The organism is Rhodobacter capsulatus SB 1003, assembly GCF_000021865.1.
In the GTDB taxonomy this organism is placed as follows: Bacteria; Pseudomonadota; Alphaproteobacteria; order Rhodobacterales; family Rhodobacteraceae; genus Rhodobacter; species Rhodobacter capsulatus_B.
In genome coordinates, this window is the sequence record NC_014034.1 from 1706393 (window position 1) to 1718210 (window position 11818).

At 66.8% G+C, this 11818-nt stretch carries 11 protein-coding genes; 5 read left to right on the forward strand and 6 right to left on the reverse strand.

Annotated features, from left to right (window positions below):
- Positions 1 to 38: 38 nt before the first annotated feature.
- From RCAP_RS07805 to pyrC, 3 genes are all read right to left on the reverse strand, one after another.
- The gene (locus RCAP_RS07805; RefSeq protein WP_013067299.1) at positions 39 to 1520 is read right to left on the reverse strand and encodes a replicative DNA helicase; all 1482 of its coding nucleotides are present in this window, start codon (positions 1518 to 1520) and stop codon (positions 39 to 41) included.
- 241 nt (positions 1521 to 1761) lie between these two features.
- The gene (locus RCAP_RS07810) at positions 1762 to 2442 is read right to left on the reverse strand and encodes an orotate phosphoribosyltransferase (RefSeq protein ID WP_013067300.1); all 681 of its coding nucleotides are present in this window, start codon (positions 2440 to 2442) and stop codon (positions 1762 to 1764) included.
- Between the two features lie 103 nt (positions 2443 to 2545).
- Complete coding sequence (gene pyrC / locus RCAP_RS07815; RefSeq protein WP_013067301.1) at positions 2546 to 3586, reverse strand: dihydroorotase; 1041 nt, start codon at positions 3584 to 3586, stop codon at positions 2546 to 2548.
- A gap of 150 nt (positions 3587 to 3736) precedes the next feature.
- On the opposite strand from pyrC, the gene RCAP_RS07820 reads away from it, so the two are divergent.
- The 3 genes from RCAP_RS07820 to RCAP_RS18445 all read left to right on the forward strand — a co-directional run bounded on the left by RCAP_RS07820 (position 3737) and on the right by RCAP_RS18445 (position 4866).
- On the forward strand, positions 3737 to 4054 hold the full coding sequence (locus RCAP_RS07820; RefSeq protein WP_013067302.1) for a lipoprotein: 318 nt from the start codon (positions 3737 to 3739) through the stop codon (positions 4052 to 4054).
- A gap of 136 nt (positions 4055 to 4190) precedes the next feature.
- Positions 4191 to 4427 carry a hypothetical protein gene (locus RCAP_RS07825; protein ID WP_013067303.1) on the forward strand — a complete coding sequence of 79 codons (237 nt, stop codon included), beginning with the start codon at positions 4191 to 4193 and terminating at the stop codon, positions 4425 to 4427.
- A 109-nt stretch (positions 4428 to 4536) separates the two neighbouring features.
- The gene (locus RCAP_RS18445) at positions 4537 to 4866 is read left to right on the forward strand and encodes an urease accessory protein UreE C-terminal domain-containing protein (RefSeq protein ID WP_023911334.1); all 330 of its coding nucleotides are present in this window, start codon (positions 4537 to 4539) and stop codon (positions 4864 to 4866) included.
- A gap of 39 nt (positions 4867 to 4905) precedes the next feature.
- Here RCAP_RS18445 and RCAP_RS07835 read toward each other — a convergent pair whose 3' ends face one another.
- From RCAP_RS07835 to RCAP_RS07845, 3 genes are all read right to left on the reverse strand, one after another.
- Positions 4906 to 5871: a hypothetical protein gene (locus tag RCAP_RS07835; protein WP_013067305.1), complete on the reverse strand. Its 966-nt coding sequence runs from the start codon at positions 5869 to 5871 to the stop codon at positions 4906 to 4908.
- Positions 5872 to 6027: 156 nt separating this feature from the next.
- A complete protein-coding gene (locus RCAP_RS07840; RefSeq protein ID WP_013067306.1) occupies positions 6028 to 7077 on the reverse strand; it encodes a glycosyltransferase family 2 protein in 1050 nt (349 codons plus the stop codon).
- Positions 7077 to 9467 (reverse strand): glycosyltransferase family 2 protein, encoded by a 2391-nt coding sequence (locus RCAP_RS07845; RefSeq protein ID WP_013067307.1) that lies wholly within the window; start codon positions 9465 to 9467, stop codon positions 7077 to 7079. Before RCAP_RS07845 ends, RCAP_RS07840 begins: the two co-directional genes overlap by 1 nt.
- Before the next feature lie 245 nt (positions 9468 to 9712).
- On the opposite strand from RCAP_RS07845, the gene RCAP_RS19565 reads away from it, so the two are divergent.
- Positions 9713 to 10483 carry a class I SAM-dependent methyltransferase gene (locus RCAP_RS19565; RefSeq protein WP_013067308.1) on the forward strand — a complete coding sequence of 257 codons (771 nt, stop codon included), beginning with the start codon at positions 9713 to 9715 and terminating at the stop codon, positions 10481 to 10483.
- A 14-nt stretch (positions 10484 to 10497) separates the two neighbouring features.
- A complete protein-coding gene (locus RCAP_RS07855) occupies positions 10498 to 11808 on the forward strand; it encodes a glycosyltransferase family 61 protein (protein ID WP_013067309.1) in 1311 nt (436 codons plus the stop codon).
- Positions 11809 to 11818: the final 10 nt, after the last annotated feature.

Genomic DNA, 11818 nt, shown 5'->3' on the forward strand with positions numbered 1-11818 from the left:
CCGCGGGGGTCCGGGGGCGCGAAGCCCCCGGCCTTGGCTCAGAACCCGTCCGAGCCGTCGCCCTGCCAGGGCCGGGCGAGGTCCGAAAACCGGGTGAAGCGGCTTTCGAACGCCACTTCGACGGTGCCGATCGGGCCGTGGCGCTGCTTGCCCAGGATCACCTCCGCCTTGCCATGCACGCGTTCGGCCTTTTGCATCCATTCGGCGAATTTCGGATCGTCCTCCGGCGGCTTCAGACGTTCGTGATAATATTCGTCGCGATAGACGAACATCACCACGTCGGCATCCTGTTCGATCGAGCCCGATTCGCGCAGGTCGCTCAGCTGCGGGCGCTTGTCCTCGCGGCTTTCCACCGTCCGGCTCAGCTGCGAGAGCGCCATCACCGGAATGTTCAGCTCTTTCGCGATCGCCTTCAGCCCCATCGAGATCTCGCCGATCTCCTGCACCCGGTTGTCGGTCCGCCCCGAGCCGCGCAGCAGCTGCAGATAGTCGACGATCACCACATCCAGCCCATGCGTGCGCTTGAGCCGCCGACAGCGCGCCGCCACCTGCGAGATCGGCAGGGCGGGGGTGTCGTCGATGTAAAGCGGGCAGGTTTCCAGCGCCTTCGCCGCCTCGACGAAACGGCGGAATTCGGCCTCGGTCATGTCGCCGCGGCGGATCTGTTCCGAGGGCACTTCGGAGGCTTCCGACAGCACCCGCGCCGCCAGCTGTTCGGCCGACATCTCGAGCGAGAAGAAGCCGACGACGCCCCCCTCGACCGCGCCTTCGGTGCCGTCATGGCGCATCCCGCGCTTGTAGGCCTTGGCGATGTTGAAGGCGATGTTGGTCGCAAGCGAGGTCTTCCCCATCGAGGGGCGCCCGGCCAGGATCAGAAGGTCGGAAGGGTGCAGCCCGCCCAGTTTCCGGTCGAGATCACGCAGGCCGGTGGAGACGCCCGCAAGCCCGCCCTCGCGCTGATAGGCGGCGTTCGCCGATTGCACCGCCTCGGTCACCGCCTTGAGAAAGCTCACAAATCCCTTGTCGGCCGTGCCCGATTCCGCCAGCTTGTAAAGCGCGCCCTCGGTCTTGACGATCAGGTCTTCGGGCTCCAGCCCGACCTCGACCTTCTGCGCGGACGCCGACAGATCCTTGCCCAGCCGGATCAGCTCGCGCCGCAGCGCCAGATCATGGATCATCTGCGCATAGTCGCGCGCGGCGTAAGACGAGATCGCCGCCCCGGCAAGACGCGCCAGATAAGTGGCGCCGCCAAGCGCCTTGAGCCCCTCGTCATCCTCCAGATAGGCCTTGAGCGTCACCGGCGAGGCGAGCGCGTTCTTCTGGATCCGCGCCGCCGCCACCTCGAAGATGGTGCGATGCACGGGTTCGAAGAAATGCTCCGCCCGCACCACCGAGGCGATCCGGTCCATGACATCGTTATTCGTCAGGATCAGCCCCAGAAGCTGTTGTTCCGCCTCGATATTATGCGGCAGAGCCTCTTCTTCCGGCATCTCGGGTCTGATCGGTGCAAGCGTGTTCATTTCTGCCTCATGATCCCATCCCCCGGGCTCTTCTAGCGACGGGCGGGGGAAAACGGAAACCTTCCGCAAGGTCGGATAACCCTGTGGACAAAAGCGCAACCGCGCCGCAGTTTAGCGCATTTTTGGGGGAATTTCCACCAAGGACCACAAGATATTGCGGGTATCCCCCCGGGCGCGCGAGTCGCCCCGGGTTGTCCCCATTTCATCCACAGGCGTATCCCCGGGGTTCTCCCCGGAAATCTCAGCCCTTCTTGTGGGCCTCCTGCCAGGCGCGCGGGGCGCTCAGGAAGGCCTCGACCTCGTCAAGCGTCGCGGCGTCAAAGGCACCCTGCGCGCGGGCCTCGGCCAGAACGTCCCACCAGGTGCAGAGATGGTGCAATTGCACCCCATGCGCGGCCAGATTGGGCACGGTTTCCGGGAAGATGCCGTAGTAGAAGATCACCGCCGTATGGGCGCAGGTCGCGCCGGTCTCGCGGATCGCATCGACGAAGCTCAGCTTGCTGCCGCCGTCGGTGGTCAGATCCTCGACCAGCAGCACGCGCTGGCCTTCGGTCATCGCGCCTTCGATGCGGGCATTGCGGCCGTAGCCTTTCGGCTTTTTGCGCACATAGGTCATCGGCAGCGCCAGCCGCTCGGCCACCATCGCGGCAAAGGGGATGCCCGCGGTTTCGCCACCCGCGATATTGTCAAACGCCTCGAAGCCCGCGTCGCGCAGCACGGTGACGGCGAGGAAATCCATCAAGGTCGAGCGGATGCGCGGATAGCTGATCAGCTTGCGGCAGTCGATATAGGTGGGCGAGGGCAGGCCCGAAGCCAGCGTGAAGGGCGTCTCGGCGTTGAAATGCACCGCCTTGATTTCCAGAAGCATCCGCGCGGTCAACCGGGCGATTTCTTCCCGGGCGGGATAGGAGGAGGGGATCATGTGCTTGTCCTCATGCTGTTTTTTCTTGGTGCAAATACGCCTCTTTTCGACCGTGGTGCCTGTGGCGCGGGTGGAAAGGGCGTATTTCGGCCAAGAAGAAGGATCAGTCGATTGCGTGCCAGAAGACCGGGAAGCCCGGGTCGAAGACGGTGACGGGACCGGCGCCGGTCTCGATCTTGGCGGGCCAGCTCGCGGGCGTCGCGGTCTTTTCCAGCGTCAGCGTCGCGGTGTTGACCGGCAGGCGATAAAAGCGCGGCCCGTTTTCCGAGGCGAAGGCGGCCAGATTGGCCAGTTTCCCCTCCTCCTCGAAGACATGGGCGAGAAGTTGCATCGTGTTCGTCGCAGTGAAACAGCCCGCACAGCCGCAGGCGCATTCTTTCAGCGGATCGACATGCGGTGCGGAATCGGTGCCAAGGAAGAAGCGCGCTTCGCCGCTCGTCGCCGCCTCGCGCAGCGCCAGGCGGTGGTGTTCGCGTTTCGCCACCGGCAGGCAGTAGTAATGCGGCTTGATCCCGCCCACGAGGATATGGTTGCGGTTGAGGATCAGGTGATGCGTGGTGATCGTCGCGCCCAGATCGTCGCCTTGCGCGCGGGCATAATCGACGCCGTCCCTGGTGGTGATATGTTCCATCACCACGCGCAGCCCGGGCGTCGCGCGGCGGATCGGATCGAGCACCGTCTCGATGAAGACCGCCTCGCGGTCGAAGATGTCGACGGCGGGATCGACCACCTCGCCATGCACGCAAAGCGGCAGGCCGATCTCGGCCATCTTTTCCAGCACGCCCCGCACCTTGTCGAAATCGCGCACGCCCGAATGGGAATTCGTGGTGGCGCCTGCCGGGTAAAGCTTCACCGCTTTCACCAGACCCGAGGCCGCCGCCGCCGCGACATCGGCGGGATCGGTGGTTTCGGTCAGATACAGCGTCATCAGCGGCTCGAAGCCCGCGCCTGCGGGCAGCGCGGCCAGGATGCGGGCGCGGTAGGCCGCGGCCTCGGCGCCGGTCACCACCGGGGGCACCAGATTGGGCATCACGATGGCGCGGGCGAAATGGCGCGTGGTTTCGGGCAGGACACCCGTCAGCATCGCGCCGTCGCGCAGATGCAGGTGCCAGTCGTCGGGGCGGGGAAGGGTGATGCGGGTCATGCGCCCCGGTTACACCCAAGGCCGCGGCATTTCCAGTGCCAGCTTTGTCCCGCCCGCAGGCGGCTTCGCGCTCATGTGACCTTGGGGCTCTGGACGGCGGCTGCCCCATGCGTCACCCTGCGCGGGCCTCGGGGGAGGATGGAGAGACACATGACGACACGGTTCATCGCCTTGGCGGGCCTTGCCGCCGCAATCACCGCCCTTGCGGGCTGCAACGATCCGGGCTTTCGCGGTGTGCCCGAGGTGCGCATCGCCAGCGCGGCCGAGGTGACGCAATGCCGCCTGACCAGCACGATCACCAATGAACCCGGGCTTTACGGCCCCGTGGTCGGGCGCGAGGCGGAACGCTATGCCCGCAACAAGATCCTCGACATGGCCAAGGGCGACGGCGCCAATACCGTCGTCTTCGATCCGGTGATGCCGGGCGAGCCGGTCTATCTGCTGACCGCCAAGGCCTATCGCTGCTGATCCGCTCACGGATTCTTTACGCTGCATTGCAGAAAATGCAGGGCGGGGTTTCGGCAAACGTTCTTGTCGGGTCCCCGCCCGCTGCCTATATCCCGGCTCAGGGAGGAAACATTCTGCACCCTGTCAGGAGGTTTCCATGAGTTATGTCGAACTGTTCGAAGCGCCCGCCAAGACCCCGGTCAAGGGCATGGCGGCGCGTCTGTCGCGGCTTCCTGCGGCCCTGGGCGAGGGGCTGGTGGAGGTGCTGGAAACCGGCGCGCGTCTGCGCGAGGTGACCCGTCTGCGGGCGATGTCGGATGCCGAACTGGCGCTGCATCACATCACCCGCGACGAGATCGTGCCGCACGTCTTCCGCGACCGTTACTGCTACTGAGACGGCCGGAGAGGCCGCCGCGGCTTTTGCCTGCGGCGGCCCATCCTCTTGCGCCGGACGCCCGCGCGGCCGATAGTGAGCCCGTCGAACTATGCTGAAGGAGCGGGCGATGTCGCAAGAAACCCTGACCGAAGTGCGCGGTGATCTGGTTCTGGCGGCGCTTTGCGTGGGACAGTTCCGGGCGCCCTGCCAGATCGAGGCGGAACGGCTGCTGGTGCGCGCCGACGAGTCGCTGATGCAGGCGCTGCGGGCGCTGGGTCTGGAGATTGCCGCGGTTTTCGAGGTCTTCACCCCGGCGCCGATGTTCGCGCCCGACGAGCTGATCCTGGATCAGGTGGCGCGGGGCATCATCCGCCGTCAGGTCACCACCCATGTCTTCCGGCCGCATGACGACGAAAGCGCCGAGGAAGACGGCGATTCCGTGGCTGCGGCGGTCTGATCCGCCGCGCCGCCCCGCGCCCAACCCGGGGCCTGTTGCTCAGGCGGCGGTGCCGCCGGTCGCGGGCTCGGGCCGGGCGGATTTTCCCAGCTGATCTTCCAGCACCACCAGCCGGTTGCGGAACCGTGGCCAGCCCAGCCGCCGCACCACGTTGCGGCACAGCATCGCCTCCAGCCCGGGGCGGCCCGAGCTGTTCAGATAGCCCGCCAGCCGGCGCAGATAGCGCATCGCATTGCGCCGCCCGCGCCACAGCTTCCAGAACGCCGTGGCGGTGAAGGTGCCCGCGCAGGCCTGCGCCAGCATCGGTTCCAGCGCGTCGATCTCGGCCAGGGCGGTTTCGGGCGTGCTGCCCAGATTGCGGCAGGGCAGCAGCGTCACATGCGGCCGCGCCATCAGCGCGGCGTGCATCGCATCGGGGCCGATCAGCGGATCATAGATCACATGCACCGCCCCGGCGCCGTCGAGCATGTCGGGGGCAAAGCCGTAACGGTCGGTGAAATTCTGCCGCCGCCGCCGCCGGAAGCGGTCGTCCCAGGCGGTCAGCCGCGCCTCGAGCGTCGCCTGCGGCGCCAGCGTGATCACCGTCGCCCCCGGCGCCGCGACCGAGAAGGCCGCCGCCGCATAGCCGCAACTGCCCGCGCCGTAAAACACCACGCGGTCGAAATCCTCGAAAAACGCCTCGTCCACGAGGCGGTCGACATAGGCATAGACGGCCGGATCGCGAAACCAGCTTTCGTCATGGGCGATCAGCGTCAGGCTGGAATGACCGCCCGCCTCGGCTAGGGTGAAGCCAAGCGGCAGCTGATCTTCGGAGCGGGCGCGGATCGCGGCGCGGATCTCGAAACTGACCAGAAGCACCGGGCCGCGGTCGGCAAAAAGCACCGAATGCTCTGCGCCAAGCGGTTCCCAATAGCCCTCAAGCTCGCCCAGTTCCTCGATGTGGCGCAGCCAGTCGCTGTCGTTCAGATCGCGCATCGTGCTGGTTTCCAACTTTCCCCCGTCCATCGCCGCTCTCCCGCTTTTGTGCGGAAGTCTGCCTGAACAGGGTTAATCTATCATTCCCGCCGCCTGCCGGAAATGCGCGGCAGGCAAGAAAATAGCTTGGATTGTCGGGAAGGCGGCGCCAATCCGGCGAAAGGCGGGCCAGTGTTTCCTCCGCGGTTACGCCCGCGGCTTTCGGGCCGCGGCGGCCAGACCCAGCGCCTGCATCCGCGCGGCCAGCGCGGGCGGCAAGGGCTGCGAGGGCGGGGTCAGCATCAGCCGCCCGAAAAGCGCGCGGAACGGCTCCTCTGCCATCAGCCTTGCAAAGCGTTCGTGCCGCCAGGCCACGCCCGCGCGGTGCAGCCGGTCGATCTCGGCATCAGCGCGCAGCTGCGCCAGCCCCGCTGCCGTGGCGGCGGCATAGCGGGACATCGAGCGATCCTCGACATCGCAGAAATTGCGCTCGACCCAATAGCTCAGATCGAAGGTCGAGGCGTCCCGATTGGCCCTGCCGCGGTCGCATTTGAGCACGTAGCTCTGCATCGCCCCCAGCGCGTAATGGTTGAGCTGCACCAGCTGCCAGGGGTTTTCGCCCAGGGGCGTGAACAGCCGCCCGCTGCGGTAGGCCTCGGGCAGGGCCCGGCCGCTGCCATCGACCCAGACCGTCTGCGCGATCCGGTCGGGGTCGGGGGCGCGGGGGCGGTGCACGCCCAGCTTGCGATAGGCGCCATCGTTGCGAAACAGCGTCTTGATCAGGCTTGCCCGCCAGGGCCAGGTCATGCCCGGGGGGGCGGCGCGGGTGAATTGCGCGCTCACCGGCGCGTCGATGAAATCGACCACCCCCGCATTGCCGAACAGCCGCCAGGTCAGCGCGATCGCTGTCGCCTGCGGGCGCGCGGCCAGCAGCGCCGCCAGCGTGCCGTCGCCCGCATGGATGTTGACGAATTCGTCGATGTCGAGGACCAGAACCCAGTCGGCGGCGCGCATCAACGGGTGCTTGTCGGCCGCCTTCAGCGCCGCCCATTGCGGCCCCTCGCGCCAGGGGCCGGGGTTGCGGATATGGGTCAGCGCGCCCAAAGCCTGCAGCCGGTCCAGAAGCGCATCGGTGCCGTCGCTGCAATCGTTGGAAAAGACAAGGAAATCGGTGAACCCCACGGCGCGGTGATGGGCCAGCCATTCCAGCAGGAAGGCCGCCTCGTTCTTCACCGTCAGAATGGCCAGCGCCCGCATCAGTGGTTCGCCTCGCCCTCGTGGTCCACGGTGAAGAAGAAATCAGCCGGCAGGTCGCGCAGGTGCAGATCCTCCGGGATCACCCCCGGACCGGCGTTGAACACGGCCGAGCCGAAGACATGGAGAATGCGGGACAGCTTCTCGAACCGGTCCGAACAAAGTTCGGCGTAGAAATTCGCGTAAGCCTCGGTCGCGCGCAATTCCGCGATCTTTGCCCGATGCGCCGCGACGGAATGCTCATGCGCGGCGCGGATCTCGGGATCGGCCATGAGCCGGTCGAACTCCGCCCGCGCGCGCGGGATCATCCGCTGGATCGAGCGATCCTCGACCGCGTTGTGATTCATCCGGAACCAGTAGTTCAGCCCCTGATCGCGGTCGACATGGTTCACCCGGCCACGGTCGCGCTTGACCAGAAAGCTCTCGGCCGAGCGCACGGCGTAGTGATTGAGCTGCACCCAGTCATAGCCGTAAGTGCTTGATGTCGAACGCCAGCCGTTGCGATACATCTCGCGCGGCATCGGCTTGCCCGAGCCGTTCAGCCACTGCACCTGATCCCACAGATCGGGCAAAAGCCCCTTCGGCCGGTGCACGCCGAGCTTTTTATAGATGTCGATGTTGCGAAACAGCGTCTTGAAGCCCCAGGCCTGATGCGGCTTGCGCACGATCTCGGGGGCGCAGGTGGTGAATTGCTCGAGCAGGAAGCGGTCTTCGTAGTCATGCACGTCCGAGTTGCCGAAAAGCCGCCAGGTCAGGGCGATCATGTTCGCCGTGCCCATCGCCTCATACAAAGCGCGAAGCGTGCCGTCGCCGATCTTCACATCGATGAATTCATCGACATCCATGCAGATCGCCCAGCCGCAATTCTGAATGAGCGGCTCGCTCTCGGCGCTTTCAAGGGCGGCATGCTGGGGCGGCATGTCCATGCTGCGAAACGGGTTGTCGCGGTGCTGGCAGATGCCCTTGCGTTGCAGCAGCTCCAGCATCGTGTCGGTGCCGTCGGTGCAGTCATTGGTGTAGATCAGGAAATCATCGACGCCGATGGCGCGGTGATAGGCGATCCATTCGAGGATGAAGGGCCCTTCGTTCTTCATCGTGGTGACGATGCAGGTGCGGCCCGCTTCCGTTGCCCGCACCGGCGCGGGGCGCGGTTTCGAGACCGGCGGGCGGATCGGTTTCGCCCCCCAGATCCCGGTCGCCACCTGCAAGAGTTCCGGGTCTTCGATGAGCGAGGTTTTCGGCGCCAGTTCCGAGGCCGCCCGCCCCGGCACCCGCAGCCCCATCGCGCGCCAGAACGGGATCAGGCTGGCCGGATCGGGTTTCGTATAGGCGATGCGCAGCAGCCGCCAGGTCGCATCAAGCCCGACCTTGCCCGGCGCCACCCCCCAGCGGGCAATGCCGCGCGTCGCGTCGAACTGACGGCAGAGGTGATCGGAAAACCGCGCTTCGGCCCCCGCCCGCACCCGCCAGGGATAGATCCGCCGCCCCACCAGCGTCACCATGCCCGAGGGCGCAGCCAGACAGCGGTCAAAGGCCGAGGGCGTGCCCGCGGGGCGCGGCTGCAAAAGGTCGGTCACGTCCAGCTGCAGCACGACACGCGCCCGGGCCAGAAAGCGCCATTTCGCCAGTTCAAGCACGATCCCCTGACCGAGTGGCGCCCGCCAGGGATCGTTCGGCGGAACCTCCATCCGGTCCTTGCCCGGCGCGTCGGGGGCGTGGAACGGGTGGTTTTCCGGCCCGTGATCGGGCTTGCCCAAGGGGGTGTCCGAAGACAGCACCACGACCGTCATCGCCCGGTCCCGCCCCGCCAATTCGCGCGCGATCGCCGCAGCCAGAGCCGGGCCGTGCAGGGCGTCGCTGTCGGGGGGCGAGCGGTCAAGGATCAGCGCAGCTTCGGCCCCGTGCTGGTCGTGATGCCAGACCAGCCAATCGGCAATGGTCAGCGCGCTTTCTTCGAGCCGTTGCGCGAAAAGACAGAATTTGCCCGCGAAAAGATCTGTTTCGGCCGCGGCGGGGGTGATTTCGACCGGCACCACAGCGCCTTGCGGCGGCGTGACCGGGGCAGGGGCGTCGTCATCGCTGTCCGGCTTCAGCGGGCGGATCGCCTCGGGGCAAAGGCCAAGCCGCAGCGGCCCCTCGGGCGCGGCGCGGCCATGCACCATCACGCCGCCCGCCACCTCGCGCCGGTCGATCACCTCGAACCCGCCCGCGGGCGGATCGGTGGCGATCTGCCCGGCAAAGGCGGGATGGGCAAAGAAAAGCCGCAGCGTGCGGCCGGGGCGGCCGTTGCGGACCTCGGGCCAGATCACGGCATCAAGCAGCCGCAGCCCCGCGGGCCCCTGCGCAAAGCTTTGCCCCTGCATCTGCCGTGCGACGACCGTCGATCCGTTCATGCTGCCCCCGTTTTGACCAGTCCTAGCAGGGCCCCGGCCCGCTTTCAAACGGGCGCTGGTCTGCGGGGTGATTGTTTCGCCTGTGGTGACAGTGGCGGCGGATCGTTGCCGGGTCCGCTGCCCGGAAATTGCCCGAAATCCGCTGCGAAATCGGCCAAAGCCCGTGATGACTGGGGCCGGGGGCGCTATCCTTGCCAAGCCGGTGATTGCGGATAGAATGCCCGGGCAAGGAAAAGGGTGTGCAGATGGACGAGCAAGACGGCAAGGTGGGGCTGCGCCGCAACCCCGGTCAGAAATACAGCCTGTTTCTGGACGAGCTGCACAGCCGGATGGTGTTCGACTGGTACATGGAAATCGGCTGCCGCGCCGGGCGCAGCTTTGCCCCGGTGACGGGCAAGACCATCGCCGTCGATCCCTTTTTCAAGGCGGAAACGAACATCATCGGCGCCAAGCCGCAACTGCTGATCTTTCAGCAGACGAGCGACGATTTCTTCGCCTCGGGGATGCTCGAGCGGATGGGGATCAAGCTGTCGCTCTCGTTCCTCGACGGGATGCATCTTTTTGAATATCTGCTGCGCGATTTCATGAATACCGAGGCGGTCTCGAACCCCGATGGCGTGATCGCGCTGCATGACTGCCTGCCCTTCAACCAGCGCATGCTGACCCGCGATCTGCAGAACCTGCCGAAGGGGCCCTGGACGGGCGATGTGTGGAAGCTGATCCCGATCTTGCGCAAATACCGCCCCGATCTGCAGCTGACGGTGCTGAACTGCCGCCCGACCGGGCTGGTGTTCGTGTCGAACCTCGATCCGAAAAACACCGTGCTGCGCGACAATTACGACGCGATCCTGGCGGAATGGACCTCGATCGATCTGGTGCCCTATGGCGTCGGGCGCTTCTACGACTGTTTCGAAAGCGTCGATGCCGAGACCTTTGCCGCCGCCGATTACCCGATCTTCGCGAAGATCCGGCAGGCCCCCGCGACGATCCGCAAGCCCACCAAGGTCACGAAATAACCCCGGAGGCAGCGATGTCGGCACGCGAAGACGATCCCTCCCGCGCCCCGGAGCCGCAGGGCGGCTGGTCCACCAGGATCGTCTGCGTGCCCGATGCGCTGGTCGTGCCCGCAACCGTGCCCGACATGGTGCAGCCGATGGGCATCTATGATGCCGAGGGCGCCTATGTGCGCGAAGGGGTGCTCTGGCGTGGCCGCCGCCTGATGGTCGAACCCGAGATCCGCCCCGAGCCGGTGGCGGATCTGCCCGGGCGCTGGATCTGGGGCGGCATCCTGCTCAATCACTTCGGGCATTTTCTGGTCGAAAGCACGCCGCGGCTTTGGGCGCTGGACGCGGTCGAGGGGGCGGTCGACGGCCTGATCTTCACCGTCAAGCGCGAGACGATCGAGGAAGCGGGAGAGCTGAGGCTGCAGCCGTTCCAGCGGCTCTTCTTCGATCTTCTGGGCATCGACCTGCCGATCCGCATCCTGTCGCAGCCGACCCGGGTCGCGCGGCTGGAGGTGCCCGGGCAGGGCTTCGGTCTGGGCGCGATCGCCGCCGGGACGGCGCCGTTCCGGGCCTTTTTCGAGACCCGCTTTGCCCGCAACATCGCCCCGCAGGGCGCGGAAAAGCTTTATATTTCCCGCTCGGCGCTCGGGCCTGCGCGCGGCGGCGTGCTCGGCGAGGACCGGATCGAGGCGGCGCTCTCGGCGGCGGGCTACGAGATTTTCCACCCGCAAAAACACAGCCTGCAATCGCAGATCGCGCATTACAAGGCGGCGCGGCAGGTGGTGGCGCTCGATGGTTCGGCGCTGCACATGGTGGCGATGGTGGGGCGGCGCGATCAGCAGGTGGCGATGATCCGGCGCCGGGTGTCCGACGTGTCGGACAGCATCGTGACGCATCTGACCGCCTTCACCGGGCGGGCGCCGCAGGTGATCGACGTGATCGAACAGGACTGGGTGCGCTCCGACCGCAAGCGGGCGGACCGGCATTCGGTGGGCCAGCTCGATCTGCCCGCGCTCGGCCGGGCGCTGGTGGCGGGCGGTTTCCTGCCCGAAGGCGCCGGGATCGCGGCGATGACCGAGGCCGAGATCCACGCCGCGGTGCATGTTTTCGAGGATGCGCTGAGCGGCAAGCTGAGCTTCGAGCCGCTGGCCCGCGGGGCGCAGCGCGTGCTGCCCGAGGCCGGGCCGGTGGTGCGGCGGCGCAAGGACAAGCCGGGGGCTGCGCCCGGCCAGGAAGGCAAGCTCAAGGGCGAGGACCGGCGCGCGGCGCGGATGGCGCGGCGGGCCGAAAGGACCGAACGGCGCGAAAAACGCGCGGCGGCCCGGCCCGAGGGCTGAGACCGCCGCG